An 18,418-nucleotide genomic window follows, 5' to 3' on the forward strand; every position below is an offset into this window, starting at 1 on the left:
AGGCGTCCATGTCGTCGCCCTCCTCGCTGCTGCACTGGACCCGCCGCATGATCGAGATCCGCAAGCAGAACCCCGCCTTCGGACTCGGCTCGTACACGGAACTCCAGTCCTCCAACCCGGCCGTGCTGGCGTTCCTGCGGGAGTACCGGGACGACCTGGTGCTGTGCGTGCACAACTTCTCCCGCTTCGCCCAGCCCACCGAACTGGACCTCAGCGCCTTCGACGGACGGCATCCGGTCGAGCTGATCGGCGGGGTGCGCTTCCCGGCCATCGGGGAGCTGCCGTACCTGCTGACCATGGCGGGACACGGCTTCTACTGGTTCCGGCTCACCAAAGTCGCATCCCGGATCGGGCGGCGGGTCTGAGCGCCCGGCCGAGAGAGAAGGAGTGTGACCATGGCGAAGACCGCATCCCTGCTGCCGGGCACGGCCGCCCTGACCGACCCCATGGCCTCGCTCGGGTCGCTGCTGCGCGAGTGGCTGCCGCGCCAGCGCTGGTTCGCGGGCAAGGACCGGCCGGTCACCGATCTGCGGCTGCTGTCGATGACGGAGCTGTTCCCGGGCTGTCTGCACCTGCTGGTCCACGCCGAGCACTCGGGCGTCCCCTCCGGGCACGGCGGCGTCCCCGCCCCCGCCGGGACGTCCGTGCCGCCGCCCGCCGACTGCTACCAGCTGCTGCTCGGCGTGCGCCGGGAACTGGCGCCCCGGCTGCACCGGGCCCTCATCGGACGCCCGGTCACCGGACCGCTGGCCGGCTTCGTGATCTACGACGCGCTGTGCGACCCGCGCTCGGCCCAGGTGCTGCTGGAACGGCTGCGGCACCCCGGCACCTCGGGACCGCTGCGCTTCGAGGCCGACCCGTCGGTGCCGATCTCCGCCGGCCTGGCACCCCGGGTGCTGGAGGCCGAGCAGTCCAACTCGTCCATCGTGTACGGCGACGAGTTCATCCTGAAGGTCTTCCGCCGCATCCAGCCGGGCGTCAACCCGGACCTGGAGGTGCCGTGGGCCCTGGCCCGGCAGGGCTGCCGCCGGGTCCCGGCCCCGGTGGCGTGGCTGCGCACCACCCAACCGGAGGCGGCGACGCTCGGCGTGCTCCAGCCGTTCCTGCGCGACGCGGCCGACGGCTGGACGCTGGCCCTGCGCGCGCTGGCCACCGGCGACGACTTCACCGCCCAGGCACACCAGCTGGGACAAGCGACGGCGGAGGTCCACCTGGCCCTGGCCGAGGCGTTCCCGACCGGCGCCCACCGGGAGATGGCGCGCACCGCGGCCGCGATGACCGAGCGGCTGGAGGCGGCGGCGCACAACGCGCCCGCGCTCAAGCCGTACGCGGCCCGGCTGCGCACCGCGTTCGCCGCGCTGGCCGGCTGCGACGCCGGGCCGCCCGCCCAGCGCATCCACGGCGATCTGCACCTCGGCCAGGTGCTGCGGGCAGGCCGCGAGTGGTTCGTGATCGACTTCGAGGGCGAGCCGTCGCGTCCGCTCGCCGAGCGCCGCATCCCCGAGTCCCCGGTGCGGGACGTCGCCGGGATGCTGCGCTCCTTCGACTACGCCGCCCGGCAGCGCCGCCCCTGGCGCCCGGAGTGGGCGCGCCGCTGCCGGGAGGCGTACTGCGCCGGGTACGCCTCCCGGGCCGGCTGGGACCCCCGTAAGAAACACGCCCTGCTGCGGGCCTACGAGACGGACCGTGCCGTGTACGAAGTGCTGTACGAGGCCCGGCACCGCCCCGACTGGCTCGCCGTACCGATGGCGGCGATCGAACGTCTCGCCGTGAGAGGAGGCTGAACCGGTGGCACTGCGCGAAACGTCACTTCCCGAGCCGTCCGGACCCGTCCCGCCCGCGGCGGGCCAGGTCCGGGCCGCCCCGCCCCTGGACGGCGCCGACCGTGAGCGGCTGCTGTCCGGCGCGCACCATGATCCGCACGCGCTGCTCGGCGCGCATCCGGTGGACGGCGGTGTCGCCTTCCGGGCGCTGCGTCCGTTCGCCCGCGCGGTGGGCGTCGTCGTCGGCGGCGAGCGCACCGAACTGGTCTCGGAGGGCGACGGCCTGTTCTCGGCCGTCCTGCCGTTCGAGGCGATCCCGCAGTACACCCTCGTCGTCGCCTACGAGCACGACGAGTACGAGGTCCACGACCCCTACCGCTTCCTGCCCGCCCTCGGCGAGCTGGACCTGCACCTGATCCGGGAGGGCCGGCACGAGCAGCTGTGGACGGCGCTCGGCGCCGAGCCGATGGTCCACCAGGGCGTGGCCGGCACCCGGTTCACGGTGTGGGCGCCCAACGCGCGCGGCGTGCGGGTGGCCGGCGACTTCTCCTACTGGGACGGCACCGCCTTCCCGATGCGCTCGCTGGGCGCGGCCGGGGTGTGGGAGCTGTTCCTGCCCGGCATCGGCGAGGGCGCCACGTACAAGTTCGAGATCACCTCGCAGTACGGCGACCGGTTCCTGAAGGCCGACCCGATGGCGCGGCGCACCGAGGTGCCGCCGGACACCGCCTCGATCGTGACGGCCGCGCACCACGAGTGGGGCGATGCCGAGTGGATGGCGCGCCGCGGGGACACGCCCGTGCACGAGGCGCCGTTCTCCGTCTACGAGGTGCACCTGCCGTCCTGGCGCAAGGGCCTCACCTACCGCGAGCTGGCCGAGGAGCTGCCGGCGTACGTGAAGGACCTCGGTTTCACCCATGTGGAGCTGATGCCGGTCGCCGAGCACCCCTTCGGCGGCTCCTGGGGCTACCAGGTGACCTCGTACTACGCGCCGACCTCGCGGCTGGGCGCCCCGGACGACTTCCGGTACTTCGTGGACGCCTGCCACCGGGCCGGGATCGGCGTGATCATGGACTGGGTGCCGGCGCACTTCCCGAAGGACGACTGGGCACTGGCCCGCTTCGACGGGGACCCGCTGTACGAGCCCGGGAACGCGCAGCGCGCCGAGCACCCCGACTGGGGGACGTACGAGTTCGACTTCGCCCGTACCGAGGTGCGCAACTTCCTGGTGGCGAACGCCGTCTACTGGTGCGAGGAGTTCCATATCGACGGGCTGCGGGTGGACGCGGTCGCCTCGATGCTCTACCTGGACTACTCGCGCGACTCCGGTCAGTGGACGCCGAACCAGTACGGCGGCCGGGAGGACCTGGACGCGGTGGCGTTCCTCCAGGAGATGAACGCCACCGTGTACCGGCGCGCGCCGGGCGTGGTGACGATCGCCGAGGAGTCCACCGCGTGGGGCGGGGTGACCGCGCCCACCGACCGCGGCGGGCTCGGCTTCGGGCTGAAGTGGAACATGGGCTGGATGCACGACTCGCTGGAGTACATGGCCAAGGAGCCGGTGCACCGCAAGTACCACCACCACGAGATGACGTTCTCGATGGTGTACGCCTACAGCGAGAACTACGTGCTGCCGATCTCGCACGACGAGGTGGTGCACGGCAAGCGGGCCCTGGTGTCCAAGATGCCCGGCGACTGGTGGCAGCGGCGCGCGAACCACCGCGCCTACCTCGCCTTCATGTGGGCCCATCCCGGCAAGCAACTGCTCTTCATGGGGCAGGAGTTCGCGCAGGGCGGCGAGTTCTCCGAGGAGCACGGGCCGGAGTGGTGGCTGCTGGAGGAGGCAAACTGCTCGGCGGGCGACCACCGCGGGGTGCGGGACCTGGTGCGCGACCTCAACACGCGCTACCGGGTCACCCCGGCCCTGTGGCAGCGCGACACCAGCCCGGAGGGCTTCCGCTGGGTGGCAGTGGACGCCGCCGACGACAACGTCTACGCGTTCCTGCGCTACGACGCGCAGGGCGTCCCGCTGCTCGCGGTGTCGCACTTCTCGCCGGTGGTGCGTGAGGACTACCGCCTGGACGTGCCCGGTGACGTCACCGCCTGGACGGAGGTCCTGAACACCGACGCCGTCCGCTACGGCGGCAGCGGCGTCGGCAATCCGGACCCGGTCAAGCCGGAGGACGGGCGCGTCCGGCTCACGCTGCCGCCGCTGGCCACGGTCTGGCTGGCCCCGTACCCCGCCTGAGCGGCGCCTGCCCCGGGGCCCGCCGCCGGACGTCTCACCGCACCGAGGTGTCCGGCCGCCGTCCCGGGGCAGTCGGGGGTCGTACGACGACCCGGCGCCCCGTCCGGAGTCGCGCGACGACACGGAAAGGCGGCGACAGGTGCGGACCGTCGGAGTGGAGGAGGAACTCCTCCTGGTCGACCCGGAGACCGGTGAGCCGAAGGCTCTGTCGGCGGCGGTGCTCGCCCGGGCCGAGGCGGACGACGCGGACCAGGACGTCTTCGAGAAAGAGCTGTACGGGCAGATGCTGGAGTTCGCCACGCATCCGCAGCACAGCATGGCCGAGCTCGGCGCGGAGATCGTGCGCTGCCGCAAGGAGGCGGCCCGGCACGCCGGGGAGATCGGCTGCGCGGTGGCCGCGCTGGCCACCTCTCCGCTGCCGGTCAGCCCCACCATCAGCATCAACCCGCGCTACCAGTGGCTGGCCGACCAGTACGGCATCGCCACCCGGGAGCAGCTGGTGTGCGGCATGCACGTGCATGTGTCCGTGGAGTCGGACGAGGAGGGCGTCGCGGTCCTGGACCGCATCCGCCCCTGGCTGCCCGTGCTGCTGGCCGTCAGCGCGAACTCGCCGTTCTGGCAGGGCAAGGACACCAGTTACGACAGCTACCGCAGCCGGGTGTGGGACCGCTGGCCGTCGGCCGGCCCGACCGAGCTGTTCGGCTCCCCCGAGCGCTACCACCGGCTGGTGGCGGACATGGTGGCCACCGGTGTCATCCTGGACGAGAAGATGGCGTACTTCGACGCGCGCCTGTCCGAGCGGTACCCGACGGTGGAGGTGCGGGTCTCGGACGTGTGCCTGCACGCGGAGACGGCCCAGCTGATCGCCACCCTGGCCCGCGCCCTGGTGGAGACCGCCGCCCGCGACTGGCGGGCCGGGAAGGATCCGGTGGACCACAGTGTGAGCCTGCTGCGGCTGGCCGCCTGGCAGGCCGCCCGGGCGGGTCTGGCCCACGAGCTGCTGCACCCGGCGACCATGCGGCGGCTGCCGGCCGAGTCGGTGCTGGGGGCACTGCTGGACCACGTCGGCGACGCGCTCGCCGACTCCGGCGACCTGGACAAGGCCCGCGAGGCCGTGGCCGGGCTGCTGCGGCGCGGCACCGGCGCGCGGGTGCAGCGTGAGCTGCTGGAGCGGACCGGGAGCCTGCGCGAGGTCGTCACGGAGTGCGTGCGCCACACTCAGGGGTGAGGCCACGGGAGCGGGCCGGGGCTCGTTTCAGAAGATCAGGGCCAGGGCGTAGCCGAGGAAGCCGACGGCGATCAGCAGGACCAGCAGGAGGATCAGGGTCAGCGGGGCCTTCGCCCAGCCCCGCGAGGCGTAGTCCGGGGCGTGGGGCGCCGCCTCGGGCATGCTGCTCTCCGCCGGCGGGGTCTCGCCGGGCGGCACACCGCCCCCCGGCAGCAGGCCGGGGGTCCGTTCGGGATCAGGATCTGGATTGACGTAGCTCATGGCCGCCGGGTTCCCCGATCGGCCGACATCACGAAACAGGTCCACTTCCCGGTTCCGGGTCCCGCGTGCGCCGCCCTGGGCTACATTCGACCCGCCGACGACGCTACTCATCGGCGGAGTCACCCTCCGTACCCAGCAGGAGCAGTGCATGCGCGACCTCGCCCTCGCTCCGTCCCGCTCCCCCCTGACCGGCGGGCTCGCCGACAGCGTCTGGGAGACCGCCCGCGCCCGGCCCGCCCTGCCGGTGCTGGCGCGGCGCGCCGGACCGGGCGGCGGCTGGCGGGAGGTGACCGCGGCCGGGCTGCGCGAGGAGGTGGCCGCCGTCGCCCGCGGGCTGGTCGCCGCCGGGCTCGCGCCGGGCCGCCGGGTCGCGGTGATGTCCCGCACCCGCTACGAGTGGACGGTCCTCGCCTACGCGCTGTGGACGGTCGGCGCGGAGGTCGTCCCGGTCCACCCGACCGCCTCGCGCGACCAGGTCGAATGGATCCTGCGGGGCACGGGCTGCGTGGCCGTGGCCGTGGAGGACGAGCAGGGCGCGATGACCGTCGGGTCGGTGTGCGCGGCGCTGCCCCTGCTGCGGCACGTGTGGCAGCTGGACGCGGGGGCGCTGGAACAGCTGACCGAGCGGGGTGCCCTGGTGCCCCCGACCACCGTCGACTCGCTGCGCCGGATCGTGCTGCCCGACTCCACCGCCGTGATCGCCCACACCTCCGGCACCGCGGGCCGCGCCCTCGGCTGCGCGCTGAGCCATCGCGCGCTGGCCAGCCCCTGCGACACGCTGCTGGCGGGCTGGGGGCACACCGCCGCGCCGCCGGGCGAACAGGCCTCCGTCCTGGCCTTCCTGCCCTTCTCGCACGTCTACGGCCTGATGGTGCAGAACATCTGCGTCCGCGGCGGGATCCTGCTGGGCCACGAGCCGGAGGCGGGCGGGGCGACGCTGGCTCCCGCGCTGCGCTCGTTCCGCCCCACGTATCTGTACGCCGTGCCGTCCGTCTTCGAACGGTTCTACAAGCACTTCCTGCGCACCGCCCAGCAGGCGGGCCACGGCGGGCTGTTCGAGCGGGCGGCGCAGACGGCGCGGGACTACGCGAAGGCGCTGGAGCGGCGGCGCACCGGGCGCGGCGCCGGCCCCGGCGTCGACCTGCGGCTGCAACACGCCCTGTACGAGCGGACGGTGTACCGCGGGCTGCGGGCGGCGCTCGGCGGCCGGGTGGTGCGCGCGTCCTCCGGCGGCTCCCCGCTCAGCCGTGAACTGTCCCTGTTCTACGAGGGCATCGGCATCCATGTGCACGACGGGTACGGGCTCACCGAGACCGCGGGCGGCATCACCATGCAGCCGCTGGGCCGGGAGAAGGCGGGGACGGTCGGCCGGGCCCTGCCCGGCACCGCCATCGAGGTGGCCGACGACGGGGAGATCCTGGTGCGCGGGCCGTCGGTGTTCCAGGGCTACGTCGGCGACGAGGCCGCCACCCGGGCGGTGCTGCGCGGCGGCTGGCTGGCCACCGGGGACCTCGGGCACATGGACGCCGAGGGCTATCTGACGATCACCGGGCGCAAGAAGGACGTGATCATCACCAGCGGCGGCAGGAGCGTGGCCCCGGCCCTGCTGGAGCAGCGGCTCCGCGCGCATCCGCTGGTCCACCAGGCCGTGGTCGTCGGCGACAACCGGCCCTGCGTGGGGGCGCTGATCACCCTGGATCCGGAGTTCCTGGCGCACTGGCGGGCCGGTCTGGCGCTGCACGGGGACGCGCCGGGCCAGAAGGCGCGCGAGGAGAACGCCCTGCGCGAGGAGGTGGGCCGGGCGGTCGCCGCCGCCAACAGCGCCGTCTCCCTGGGGGAGTCCATCAGGGTCTTCCGGGTCCTGCCGGAGCCGTTCGACGTGGCCGGCGGACTGCTCACGCCGTCGCTGAAGCCACGCCGGGCCGCCATCGTGGAGCGCTACGCGTTCGAGATCGACGCCATGTACCAGGCCCGGACCCCTGCTCCGCGCAGGCCGGCGACGGACCCGCTCGCGGAGTGGGAGGAGAACGACGACGTCTTCCGCTGACCGCGGCCGGCCTCCGGCCGACCCGTCCGGCGCCCGCGCGTCGGGCCGGTTCCGCGCGCGCGGGAGTGAGATCCGCGTACCGGGAAACCTGTTCACGCATGCTCCTGACAACATGCGAGACCGTCGCCGCCGTTCGCGCGCGCAGGGGGAGGTGAACCGTGCTCTTCCTCGTCGTGGCCCTGCTGTTCCTGGCCGTCGTCCTCGGGTCGGTGGCCTATCTGCCCTGGCCGGTCACCCTGGTGCTGAGCGCGGTCGTCCTGTGCTGGCTGGCCGTCTTCACCGTCCGTGAGCGCCGCCGTCGCGGCCGGACCGGGAGGGCGTGAGCGATGCGGATGACCGCACCGCCCTCCCGGTACACCGGACGGCGCGACACCGAGGGCATGGCGGTGGCCTCCTTCGTGCTCGGCCTGGTCGGCCTGGTCGTGCTGAACCTGGTCCTCGGGCCGGTGGCGATCGCGCTGGCCGTCATCGCGCTGCGCCGGGGCACGCCGCGGCCCGGCCGGGCCCGGCTCGGACTGGTCCTCGGCATCGTCGACCTGGTGGTCCTCGCCGTCCTGATGGCGGTGCACCAGGGCTCGTCCTGGACGGCCTTCCACTGAACGGACCCGGCACCGACTGCCGATGTGATCCGTTTCACACCACCCCTGCGCGCCGGTCGCTGCGGCCCGTCCGGGCGGGTGCACGCCCGTCCTTCGCCGCGCGGTTTCCCGTCCTCTTCGAAGGGACGGGTTTACATCCGCCGGATCTTCACAGGTGCAGAGGCGAAGCCGTGCCGATCAAGCGCGAGAGGAGCCCGACCATGACCCAGCCCCGCCGCCGCCCGCTCCTGAGCACCGCTCACTGGCCCGACCACGCCGGCGATCCCGGCGGCGCGGGCGCGCACGGTACGGCGGTCGCGTGGCGGGAGCTGTACGAGACCTGCTGCCTGACCGGCTGGGAGTCGCGCGGCGGCGTGCACGACCCTCGGGTGTGCCCTGGCCGTAGCGCCGCATGAGGCGCCCGGTCTCTCCGCCCGCTGAGACGGGTCCCACGGACCGCCCACGCGTAGGGTCCGCGCCCATGGGAACCAGACAGTGGGACGGATGAGAAGGAAAGGACGACTACGCCCTGCTCACACGCCGGGCCGGGAAGGCACGATGGCAACCGAGCCGCATTGGAACGAGACACTGGCCACCGAGGGGATTCCGACTCGCACCGCTCGCTTCGCGGGCGCGCTGCACCATGTGACGGGTGCGCGGCTCACCGCGGAGGAGTTCCTCGACGACCTCGCGCGCGCCGCCCTGCCGACGGCACAGGAGCACTGGGACGACATCCTGCTCGTGGTCACCGAACTCGCCGCGAACGCCGTGCAGTACGCGCCGGGGCCGTTCACGCTGCGGATGCGCCGCACCTTCGACGGCGTGCACGTGACGCTGAGCGACACCAGCACCACGCCGCCGGCCCCGCGCCCCTTCCATCCCAGTCGCGGGGGCGGCGGGATCGGCTGGCACCTGATCCACACGCTCTGCGACCAGGTCAGCGTGGTCGTGAACGACCACGGCAAGGACGTGCACGTCTTCCTGCCCTGGTGAGGCGGCCTGCCCCGACGGCACTGCGCCGCCCTCCGCCGGTTCTGCCCGCGGAGGGCGGCGCCGTCCGTGCCCTGTGCCGGGCCGGCGGGCCGGGTCCTGCCGTCGCACCGCCGGCCCGCGCGTCAGGCGACGGTCGTGTCGCGGGGCGGAAGCCCGTGGTAGTACTCCCCCACCCCGCGCAGGTAGTCCGGGTCCATGGTCTCGCTGTCGGTGCGGAACCGCGGCGCGGCCTTGATCTCCGCGCGGGAGCAGGCCACCGAGATCCGCCGCTCCCCCGCGTCGACGCCGTTGACCACGCCGACCGGGACCAGGACGCTCTGGCCGAACACCCAGACGCCGGTGTCCACGACCAGATGCCGCATCCCGAAGTGATCGGCCTCACGGTCCACATGGCCCACGACGCCGTCCGGGGCGACGACGGTGAAGCCGGTCAGGTCCCCTCCCGGCTCCCGAACGGCCTGCGACGGGTACGACCAGATGCTGTCGACGGTCACGCTGCTCCTCTCCAGGACGAACGAGCCGCCGGCGTCGGGCCCTTGAGTCCCGGCGCCCCGGCTCACCGCAACGACTACCCGGCGTGGCCGGTCGCATTCGGCGGCCCCGGGCGGCTTTCGGCCGCTTCGCGCGGCACCGGTCCGACCCGGCCGCCACGCCCCGGGAAACCGTGACGGGTACCCAGATCGGCGCACCTCACACCCACGGAATTTCCGCGGCCCCGGACTGAGGAAGTTTTTTTGTTCGGCACGCTCCGGCTGGGTTAGCCTGCGGCGTATTTTCTCATCGCGCAGATCCGTGACATGCGGAAACGCGCACAGCGACACGGGCCCACACGGCCCGGCGGGGTTTGCCGAGCCCTCACCGGTGGGGGCTCCCTGGGGAGCGGGACGAGGGTGCGCATGACCAGCGACAGGAACGAGGTCGCCGACACGGTGCCGGGCGACCGGGAGCTGAGGCAGCTCCTGGCCGGCCTGACGGCCGTACGCGACGGTGACTTCGGCACGCGGCTGCCGGAGGACGCCGACGGCCTCATGGGCGACATCGCGACCGTGTTCAACGGCATGGTCGACCAGCTGTCCGTGTTCACCTCCGAGGTCACCCGCGTCGCCCGCGAGGTCGGCACCGAGGGGACGCTCGGCGGGCAGGCCGAGGTGCCGGGGGTCTCCGGGACGTGGGCCGACCTCACGGACTCCGTCAACGCCATGGCGGGCAACCTCACCACCCAGGTCCGCGACATCGCCCAGGTGGCGACCGCGGTGGCCAAGGGCGACCTGTCGCAGAAGATCGACGTGCCCGCGCGCGGCGAGATCCTCCAGCTGAAGGAGACCGTCAACACGATGGTCGACCAGCTGTCCGCGTTCGCCGACGAGGTCACCCGCGTCGCCCGCGAGGTCGGCACCGAAGGACGTCTCGGCGGCCAGGCGAAGGTGCCCGGCGTCGCCGGTGTGTGGCGCGACCTCACGGACTCCGTGAACTTCATGGCGGGCAACCTGACCAACCAGGTCCGCAACGTCGCCCAGGTCACCACGGCGGTGGCCAAGGGCGACCTGTCGCAGAAGATCACCGTCGACGCGCGCGGCGAGATCCTGGAACTGAAGAACACCATCAACACGATGGTCGACCAGCTCTCCGCGTTCGCCGACGAGGTCACCCGCGTCGCCCGCGAGGTCGGCACCGAAGGACGCCTCGGCGGCCAGGCCGACGTCAAGGGCGTCAAGGGCACCTGGCGGGACCTCACCGACTCGGTGAACTCGATGGCGGGCAATCTGACCAGCCAGGTCCGCAACGTCGCCCAGGTGGCGACCGCGGTGGCCAAGGGCGACCTGTCGCAGAAGATCACCGTCGACGCGCGCGGCGAGATCCTCGAGCTGAAGAACACCATGAACACGATGGTCGACCAGCTCTCCGCGTTCGCCGACGAGGTCACCCGCGTCGCCCGCGAGGTCGGCACCGAAGGACGCCTCGGCGGCCAGGCCGACGTCAAGGGCGTCTCGGGCACCTGGAAGGACCTCACCGACAACGTCAACGTGATGGCGTCGAACCTGACCGGCCAGGTCCGTTCCATCGCCCAGGTCGCCACCGCCGTGGCCCGCGGCGACCTGTCCCGCAAGATCACCGTCGAGGCCAAGGGCGAGGTCGCGGCCCTGGCCGACGTGATCAACACCATGGTCGACACGCTGTCCGCGTTCGCCGACGAGGTCACCCGCGTCGCCCGCGAGGTCGGCACCGAAGGACGCCTCGGCGGCCAGGCCCATGTGCCGAACGTGGCGGGCACGTGGAAGGACCTCACCGACAACGTCAACTCGATGGCGAACAACCTCACCGGCCAGGTGCGCAACATCGCGCTGGTGACGACCGCGGTGGCGCGCGGCGACCTGTCGAAGAAGATCGACGTGGACGCGCGCGGCGAGATCCTGGAGCTGAAGACCACCATCAACACGATGGTCGACCAGCTCTCCGCGTTCGCCGACGAGGTCACCCGCGTCGCCCGCGAGGTCGGCACCGAGGGACGCCTCGGCGGCCAGGCCGAGGTGGAGGGCGTCTCGGGCACCTGGAAGCGGCTCACGGAGAACGTGAACGAGCTGGCCGGCAACCTCACCCGTCAGGTGCGGGCCATCGGCGCGGTGGCCAGCGCGGTGGCCGAGGGCGATCTGACGCGGTCGATCACCGTGGAGGCCTCCGGCGAGGTCGCCGAGCTGAAGGACAACATCAACTCCATGGTGGAGTCCCTGCGCCAGACCACGCGGGCCAACCAGGAGCAGGACTGGCTCAAGACCAACCTGGCGCGGATCTCGGGCCTGATGCAGGGCCACCGCGATCTGCCGGTGGTGGCCGAGCTGATCATGGAGGAGCTGACGCCGCTGGTGTCGGCCCAGTACGGCGCCTTCTACCTCGCCGAGGACGGCGAGCGCGGCCCCGAGCTGCGGCTGGTCGGCTCCTACGGCCGGCCCGACGACGACGAGCGGCCCACCCGCTTCTCCTTCGGCCGCTCGCTGGTCGGCCAGGCCGCCCGCAGCCGCCGAACCATCACCGTCGACGAGCTGCCCGCGGGCTACGTCACCATCTCCTCCGGGCTCGGCCAGGCCGTGCCGAGCGCGCTGGTGCTGCTGCCGATCCTCTTCGAGGACCAGGTCCTCGGCGTCATCGAGCTGGCCTCGGTCACCTCGTTCACGCCGATCCACCGGGACTTCCTGGAGCAGTTGCGCGAGACCCTCGGCGTCAACGTCAACACGATCGTGGCCAACGCCCGTACCGACGAGCTGCTGGACGAGTCGCAGCGGCTGACCGCCGAACTCCAGGCCCGCTCGGCCGAACTCCAGGCGCAGCAGGAGGAGTTGCAGCGCTCCAACGCCGAGCTGGAGGACAAGGCGTCGCTGCTGGCGACCCAGAACCGCGACATCGAGGCGAAGAACCTGCAGATCGAGCAGGCCCGCCAGGAGCTGGAGGCGCGCGCCCAGCAGCTGTCGCTGGCCTCCAAGTACAAGTCGGAGTTCCTGGCGAACATGAGCCACGAGCTGCGCACCCCGCTCAACAGCCTGCTGATCCTGGCCCAGTTGCTCGCCCAGAACCCCTCGCGCAACCTGACGCCGAAGCAGGTCGAGTACGCGGGCATCATCCACTCGGCCGGCAGCGACCTGCTCCAGCTGATCAACGACATCCTGGACCTGTCCAAGGTCGAGGCCGGCAAGATGGACGTCACCCCCGAGCGGGTGCCGCTGAGCCGGCTCATCGAGTACGTCGAGGCCACCTTCCGGCCGATGACCACCCAGAAGGGCCTGGAGTTCGCCGTCGAGACGGCCACGGGCGCGCCCGCCGACCTGTTCACGGACGACTCCCGGCTGCGGCAGATCCTGCGCAACCTGCTGTCCAACGCGGTGAAGTTCACCGAGCAGGGCCGGGTGGAGCTGTCCATCGAGCCGGCCGCGGACGAGGAGGTGCCCGCGGCGGTCGTGCGGGGCGGCGCCGTGGTGGCGTTCCGGGTGAAGGACACCGGCATCGGCATCCCGCAGCAGCATCTGGAGTCGATCTTCGGCGCGTTCCAGCAGGCGGACGGCACCACCAGCCGCAAGTACGGCGGCACGGGCCTCGGTCTGTCCATCACCCGGGAGATCGCGCATCTGCTCGGCGGCGCCGTGGTGGTGGACAGCGCGCCCGGCCGGGGCAGCACGTTCACGCTGTTCCTGCCGGTGGCCCGGCCCGACTTCGAGCAGTTGCTCGCCGCCGGCCGGTCCGCCGAGCGGGCGCCTGCCGAGCTGACCGCGGGCCCGGTCGCCGCGGCGCCGGCGGTGGACGCGGCCCGGCAGCGGCCACGTCGGCTGCTCGTCGTGGAGGAGCGCTCGCGGGGTCTGCTGACGCTGGTCGCCGAGAGCGTGGTCGCGGACGTCGTCCGGCACAGTCCGGACGACGGCAGCGCGCTGCCGCAGGTGGACGTCATCACGGCCGTGGGGGCGCAGGAGGCGGCGGGAGCGCTGGCGGCCGAGCCGTGCCACTGCGTGGTCCTGGACCTGGACATGCCCGAGGGTGAGGCGTCCCGGTTCCTGCGGGCGCTGGCGGGCGACTCGGGGCTGGCCGGGGTGCCCGTCCTCATCCACAGCGGCAACCGCCCGGACGTGGCCCGTTCGGAGGCGCTGCGCTCGCACCGCGACGACGGCTCGCTGGAGTTCCTGTCCTCCCTGGACGAGCTGCGCGAGCGGATCGCGCTGCACCTGTCGGCCGAGGAACCCGGCGACGTGCTGTCGCTGGTGCGGTCCGAGGAGCCGCAGGACCTCGCGCCGCCGGTCGACGTGTCCTTCCAGGGCCGCACGGTCCTGGTCGTGGACGACGACGCGCGCAACCTCTTCGCGCTCAGCGGCATCCTGGAGCTGTACGGCTTCCGGGTGCTGCACGCGGAGAACGGCCGCAAGGGCATCGAGACGCTGCTGGCGCACCCGGAGATCGCGCTGGTGCTGATGGACGTGATGATGCCCGAGATGGACGGGTACACGGCCACGGCCGAGATCCGCAAGCTGCCGCAGTACGCCGACCTGCCCATCATCGCCGTCACCGCCAAGGCGATGCCGGGCGACCGGGAGAAGTCCCTGTCCTCAGGGGCCAGTGACTACGTCACCAAGCCCGTGGACACCCACGATCTGATCGCCTGCGTCCGGCGCTGGCTGTCCGCGTGAGCGCGCCCACCCCGTCCGGCCGAGGAGCATCCGCATCGTGAGCACGTCCGAGCAGCCGCGCGAGCAGCAGACCGGGGCCGAGCTGCGCCCCGAGCCGTCGGCGCACGTCGCGCAGGCGGCCGCCGGCGACCCGGGGCACCTGGATTTGGCGGCGGTCTCCCCCACCTCCCCGGTCGGCCGGCTGGCCGCCACCGTGGACCGGCTGCGCCGGGAGGTGCGCACGGCGCAGGCGGAGGCCGAGGGCCGGGCGCTGGTCGAGCTGGCCAAGGGCATCCTGGTGGAACGGCTGCGGTGCGGTCCCGCGCAGGCCGCCCGGCAGCTGGCCGAGCTGGCCGAGCAGGCCGGGGTGACGCCGCTGGAGTTCGCGGTGGAGGTCATCAACCAGGCCGCCCGCGACCGGGTGTCCGAGGTCGCCGACGCCTTCCTCGCCGCCGCCGCGGGCGCCCCCGAACGCGACGCGACCGCCGTGCGGCTGCGCGCCGCCGAGAGCGGGGCGCTGGCCGCCGACGACACACAGGCCGTCGCCGACTCGCTGCTGGAGCACGCGCTGCGTCCGCTCGGCGCGGTGGCGGTGGCGGTGTGGGCCGCGGGCGCCGACGGGTCGCTGACCCTGGCCGGCAGCGCCGGCTTCTCCCCGGCGGAGGCCACGCGGTGGCGTTACGTGCCGCCGGAGGTGGCCACCGTGGCGCGCCGCGGGCTGACCGAGCGCACCGGCCAGTGGTTCGCGTCGCTGGCCGCGACCGGGCTGCCCACCATCGGCCGGCACGCGCATCCCGACGGCGGCCGGGTGGCGATGCCCGCCGGCACCGGGGGCCGCATCCACGGGGTGCTGGAGATCGCCTGGCCGGGTCCGCTGGAACCGCAGTCACCGCAGGTCGTACGACAGGTGGAGGCGCTGGCCGAGCTGTGCGCGCACACGCTGGAGACGTATGTCCCGCGCCTGGAGACGGGGCACGAACCGCGGGTGCTGCCGGACACGGCCGAGCTGATGGACCTGGCGGACGGGCTGCACGACCCGGCGCTGGTGCTGGTCCCGCACATCGACGGCTCGGGCCAGCTGGTCGACTTCCGCATCCAGCACGTCAACAACCGCTTCCTCGACCCGGCGGGCCGGCCGCGGGCGGTGGTCAGCGGCGCGCTGCTGCTGGAGGCGTATCCGATGGCCGCCGGCAAGAGCGAGCTGTTCCAGCGGGTGGAGCGGGTGTACGCCACGGGCGAGCCGTTCCGGGCGCACCGGATGCAGCTGACGGCGCTGGTGGACCAGGTGTCCCTGGCGGCGGTGGCCGACATCAGCATCAGCAGGCACGGCAACAGCGTGCTGCTGATCTGGCGGATCGAGGACGAGACGGCCCGGCTCGCGAGCCTGCTCCAGCACGCGCAGCGCCTCGGCCGCATCGGCGGTTTCGAGGAGAACCTGCTGACGGGCGAGATCACCTGGAACGACCAGCTGTTCCACCTGTACGGGCGGGCGCCGTCGAGCATGCCGGTGCCGCTGGAGGACCTGCCGGCGCACGCCCACCCGGACGACGCGGTGGCCCTCGGCCGGTTCCTGCGCACGGTGCTGCACCAGCGCCGGCCGTCCTCGGCCGCGTTCCGGCTGCAGCGGCCCGACGGGGTGACCCGGCACATCCGGGTGGTCGCCGAGCCGGTGCTGGACACCGACGGCCGGCTGTTCGTGGTACGCGGCGCCTATCAGGACATCTCCGCGCAGCACTGGACGGAGGTGGCGCTCGCCGCGACCCGCGACCAGCTCGCCCACACCGAGCAGCAGGCGACCGAGCGCAACCGGCTCACGCTGCAGTTGCAGCACGCGATCATGCCGCCGACACAGGCGCCGCTGAAGGTGTCGGGGCTGGAGGTCGCGGTGCGCTACCGCCCGGCGGAGACCGAGCAGCTGGTGGGCGGCGACTGGTACGACACGGTGGTGCTGCCGTCGGGCCTGGTGCTGCTGTGCGTGGGCGACGTGGCCGGGCACGGCATCGAGGCGGCGACCAGCATGGTGGTGCTGCGCAACGCGCTGCGCGGCCTCGCCGTGACCGGCGCCGGGCCGGGCCAGCTGCTGTCGTGGCTGAACATCGTGGCGCACCATCTGACCGGGGCGGTCACCGCCACCGCGGTGTGCGCGCTGTACGACCCGGGCCGGCGCGTGCTGCGCTGGGCGCGGGCCGGCCATCTGCCGCCGGTGGTGGTACGCGGCGCGGAGGCGTCGCCGCTGCCGCTGGTCAAGGGCCTGCTGCTGGGCGCGGTGCCGGAGGCCGTCTACGAGGAGGCCGAGGTGCAGTTCGCGCCGGACGACACGCTGCTCATGTACACCGACGGTCTGATCGAGCGCCGGGACCGGTCCGTGGAGGAGTCGCTGACGCACCTGCTGACCACGGCCCGCTCCGCGCCCAAGACGCTGGACCAGCAGCTGGACCGGCTGCTGACGTACAGCCGTTCGGACACGGACGACGACACCTGCATCGTGGGCATAAGGGTGGCCTGAGCGGCCCGGTGGTCCGAGGGCGTGTGCGGCTCTCACCCGTTCGCCGGGTGTGCGCCGTGCGCGCCGGGGCACTTGGAGTCGGCGGCACACACCCGCCGACGGAAGGTGCACCATGTCAGACCGCCCGCAGGACCCGACGACCCGGCATCCGCAGCCCGACTTCCCGCAGCAGGACCAGGAGCACCCTGGCTGGACCGGGCCGATGGACCCGCCGCCGGACCACGGCGAGGAGTCGTACCGGGGCAGCGGGCTGCTCGCCGACCGGGCGACGCTGCTGACCGGCGGCGACTCGGGCATCGGTCGGGCGGTGGCGCTGGCCTTCGCCCGCGAGGGCGCCGACGTGGTGTTCACGTACCTGCCCGAGGAGGAGAAGGACGCGCGGGAGACCGCGCGGCTGGTGGAGGAGGCCGGGCGCCGGGCGGTGCCCGTGGTCTGCGACATCCGCGAGGAACGGCAGTGCCGCGAGCTGGTGGACCGGGCCGTCGCCGAGTTCGGCCGCATCGACGTGCTGGTCAACAACGCGGCGTACCAGATGTCCCAGCCGGACGGGATCGCCGCCATCACCACCGAACAGTTCGACCGCGTGGTGCGCACGAACCTGTACGGCATGTTCTGGCTGTGCAAGATGGCGCTGCCGCACATGCGGCCCGGCTCCTCGATCATCAACACGACATCGGTGCAGGCGTACAAGCCGAGCCCGCATCTGCTGGACTACGCGACGACCAAGGGCGCGATCGTCACCTTCACCCAGGGGCTGGCGCAGATGGTCGCCCGGGACGGCATCCGCGTGAACGCGGTCGCGCCGGGCCCGGTGTGGACCCCGCTGATCCCGGCGACGATGCCGGACACGCAGGAGTTCGGCAAGCAGGCCCCCCTCGGCCGCCCGGCCCAGCCCGCGGAGATGGCACCGGCCTATGTGTTCCTCGCCTCGCAGCGGGCGAGCTACATCACCGCCGAGGTCGTCAATGCCACCGGGGGCACGCCACTGCCGTAAGGGTTTCGCCCGGCCGCGCATGAGGGATCGTTTCGGGGGTACGCGCGGGTGCGCGGTGCGGGTCGCCCTGTCGTTGGACACGGGTGCCTCGCATCAGCCGTCAGCACTCGTTGGAGGTACTCGTGCCCATTGCCCAGAACCCGCTGTCCGTCGAGGTCACCGTCCCCCGGGAGGATGTCGCCCTCCTCACGGTCGAGGGCTACCTGGACGTCGACACGGCGACCGAGTTGCAGGCCCATCTGGCCAATCAGCTGCACCACGGCAGGCGGCACTTCCTGCTCGATCTGACCGGCGTCCCCTTCATGGACTCCTCCGGCATGAACATCATCCTGCGGGCGTACCAGGAGGTCCGTGACCGGCCGGGCAGCGTGCACATCATCGCGCCCACCCCGGCCGTACGACGCATCCTCGACCTGACCGGGGTCAGCATCACGGTCCCCGTCTCCGAGACGGTGGACGAGGCGCTGGCCCTGGTGGACCGCCGCCCCGAGGAACGCCCCGGACCCCCCGGGCAGGACACGGAACCGGCGCAGACGGCGGAGCGGCGGGGCTGAGGACGGCCGCGCCGGGTGCCGTCGCGGCCCCGGTCCGTGACGACCCCGTCCCACGGGGGCGGCCACGCGGACCCGGCCCGGCGGACGGCGACGCGCGATGCCCGG

The 18,418-nt window shown here is 73.0% G+C and carries 15 protein-coding genes; 13 read left to right on the forward strand and 2 right to left on the reverse strand.

Translation table 11 applies throughout. From position 1 onward, the window contains the following. The 4 genes from AB0N63_RS30355 to AB0N63_RS30370 all read left to right on the forward strand — a co-directional run. Positions 1-365 (forward strand): alpha-glucosidase C-terminal domain-containing protein (locus AB0N63_RS30355; RefSeq protein ID WP_365533889.1); only part of this gene is annotated, 365 nt, incomplete at its 5' end. A gap of 30 nt (positions 366-395) precedes the next feature. Beyond that, complete coding sequence (locus tag AB0N63_RS30360) at positions 396-1,784, forward strand: maltokinase (RefSeq protein ID WP_365533892.1); 1,389 nt, start codon at positions 396-398, stop codon at positions 1,782-1,784. Positions 1,785-1,788: 4 nt separating this feature from the next. Further along, positions 1,789-4,011, forward strand: a complete 2,223-nt coding sequence (gene glgB, locus AB0N63_RS30365) for a 1,4-alpha-glucan branching enzyme (protein ID WP_365533894.1) — start codon at positions 1,789-1,791, stop codon at positions 4,009-4,011. 139 nt (positions 4,012-4,150) lie between these two features. Further along, positions 4,151-5,239 (forward strand): glutamate--cysteine ligase, encoded by a 1,089-nt coding sequence (locus tag AB0N63_RS30370; RefSeq protein ID WP_365533897.1) that lies wholly within the window; start codon positions 4,151-4,153, stop codon positions 5,237-5,239. 27 nt (positions 5,240-5,266) lie between these two features. Here the strand turns inward: AB0N63_RS30370 and AB0N63_RS30375 are convergent, their stop codons facing one another. Then, positions 5,267-5,500 carry a DUF6480 family protein gene (locus AB0N63_RS30375; protein ID WP_365533900.1) on the reverse strand — a complete coding sequence of 78 codons (234 nt, stop codon included), beginning with the start codon at positions 5,498-5,500 and terminating at the stop codon, positions 5,267-5,269. Between the two features lie 148 nt (positions 5,501-5,648). On the opposite strand from AB0N63_RS30375, the gene AB0N63_RS30380 reads away from it, so the two are divergent. From AB0N63_RS30380 to AB0N63_RS30400, 5 genes are all read left to right on the forward strand, one after another. Further along, positions 5,649-7,547 carry an AMP-dependent synthetase/ligase gene (locus tag AB0N63_RS30380; protein WP_365533903.1) on the forward strand — a complete coding sequence of 633 codons (1,899 nt, stop codon included), beginning with the start codon at positions 5,649-5,651 and terminating at the stop codon, positions 7,545-7,547. Between the two features lie 158 nt (positions 7,548-7,705). After that, positions 7,706-7,870, forward strand: a complete 165-nt coding sequence (locus tag AB0N63_RS30385) for a hypothetical protein (protein WP_365533905.1) — start codon at positions 7,706-7,708, stop codon at positions 7,868-7,870. Between the two features lie 3 nt (positions 7,871-7,873). Next, positions 7,874-8,146, forward strand: a complete 273-nt coding sequence (locus tag AB0N63_RS30390; RefSeq protein WP_365533908.1) for a DUF4190 domain-containing protein — start codon at positions 7,874-7,876, stop codon at positions 8,144-8,146. 200 nt (positions 8,147-8,346) lie between these two features. Beyond that, positions 8,347-8,541 (forward strand): hypothetical protein, encoded by a 195-nt coding sequence (locus AB0N63_RS30395; RefSeq protein WP_365533911.1) that lies wholly within the window; start codon positions 8,347-8,349, stop codon positions 8,539-8,541. Positions 8,542-8,683: 142 nt separating this feature from the next. Then, positions 8,684-9,118, forward strand: coding sequence for an ATP-binding protein (locus AB0N63_RS30400; RefSeq protein ID WP_365533914.1), 435 nt, complete (start codon positions 8,684-8,686; stop codon positions 9,116-9,118). 122 nt (positions 9,119-9,240) lie between these two features. Here the strand turns inward: AB0N63_RS30400 and AB0N63_RS30405 are convergent, their stop codons facing one another. Further along, on the reverse strand, positions 9,241-9,612 hold the full coding sequence (locus AB0N63_RS30405; protein WP_365533917.1) for a PRC-barrel domain containing protein: 372 nt from the start codon (positions 9,610-9,612) through the stop codon (positions 9,241-9,243). Positions 9,613-10,014: 402 nt separating this feature from the next. Between AB0N63_RS30405 and AB0N63_RS30410 the strand changes: the two genes are divergently transcribed. The 4 genes from AB0N63_RS30410 (at position 10,015) to AB0N63_RS30425 (ending at position 18,313) form a co-directional block, all read left to right on the forward strand. After that, positions 10,015-14,280, forward strand: a complete 4,266-nt coding sequence (locus AB0N63_RS30410; protein ID WP_365533920.1) for a HAMP domain-containing protein — start codon at positions 10,015-10,017, stop codon at positions 14,278-14,280. A gap of 37 nt (positions 14,281-14,317) precedes the next feature. Next, the gene (locus AB0N63_RS30415; RefSeq protein WP_365533923.1) at positions 14,318-16,765 is read left to right on the forward strand and encodes a SpoIIE family protein phosphatase; all 2,448 of its coding nucleotides are present in this window, start codon (positions 14,318-14,320) and stop codon (positions 16,763-16,765) included. Between the two features lie 112 nt (positions 16,766-16,877). After that, complete coding sequence (locus AB0N63_RS30420; protein ID WP_365533926.1) at positions 16,878-17,759, forward strand: SDR family oxidoreductase; 882 nt, start codon at positions 16,878-16,880, stop codon at positions 17,757-17,759. A gap of 122 nt (positions 17,760-17,881) precedes the next feature. Then, positions 17,882-18,313 (forward strand): STAS domain-containing protein, encoded by a 432-nt coding sequence (locus AB0N63_RS30425; protein WP_365533929.1) that lies wholly within the window; start codon positions 17,882-17,884, stop codon positions 18,311-18,313. The last annotated feature ends 105 nt before the right edge of the window (positions 18,314-18,418 follow it).

It is taken from the genome of Streptomyces sp. NPDC093260 (genome assembly GCF_040683715.1).
Lineage (GTDB): Bacteria > Actinomycetota > Actinomycetes > Streptomycetales > Streptomycetaceae > Streptomyces > Streptomyces sennicomposti.

What these genes read in the sequence shown, in the direction of transcription:
- AB0N63_RS30380 (WP_365533903.1), top strand. Translation starts at nt 5,649, where the DNA reads ATGCGCGACCTCGCCCTCGCTCCGTCCCGCTCCCCCCTGACCGGCGGG.
- AB0N63_RS30360 (WP_365533892.1), top strand. Translation starts at nt 396, where the DNA reads ATGGCGAAGACCGCATCCCTGCTGCCGGGCACGGCCGCCCTGACCGAC.
- AB0N63_RS30400 (WP_365533914.1), top strand. Translation starts at nt 8,684, where the DNA reads ATGGCAACCGAGCCGCATTGGAACGAGACACTGGCCACCGAGGGGATT.
- AB0N63_RS30420 (WP_365533926.1), top strand. Translation starts at nt 16,878, where the DNA reads ATGTCAGACCGCCCGCAGGACCCGACGACCCGGCATCCGCAGCCCGAC.
- AB0N63_RS30375 (WP_365533900.1), bottom strand. Translation starts at nt 5,500, where the DNA reads ATGAGCTACGTCAATCCAGATCCTGATCCCGAACGGACCCCCGGCCTG.
- AB0N63_RS30390 (WP_365533908.1), top strand. Translation starts at nt 7,874, where the DNA reads ATGCGGATGACCGCACCGCCCTCCCGGTACACCGGACGGCGCGACACC.
- AB0N63_RS30410 (WP_365533920.1), top strand. Translation starts at nt 10,015, where the DNA reads ATGACCAGCGACAGGAACGAGGTCGCCGACACGGTGCCGGGCGACCGG.
- AB0N63_RS30395 (WP_365533911.1), top strand. Translation starts at nt 8,347, where the DNA reads ATGACCCAGCCCCGCCGCCGCCCGCTCCTGAGCACCGCTCACTGGCCC.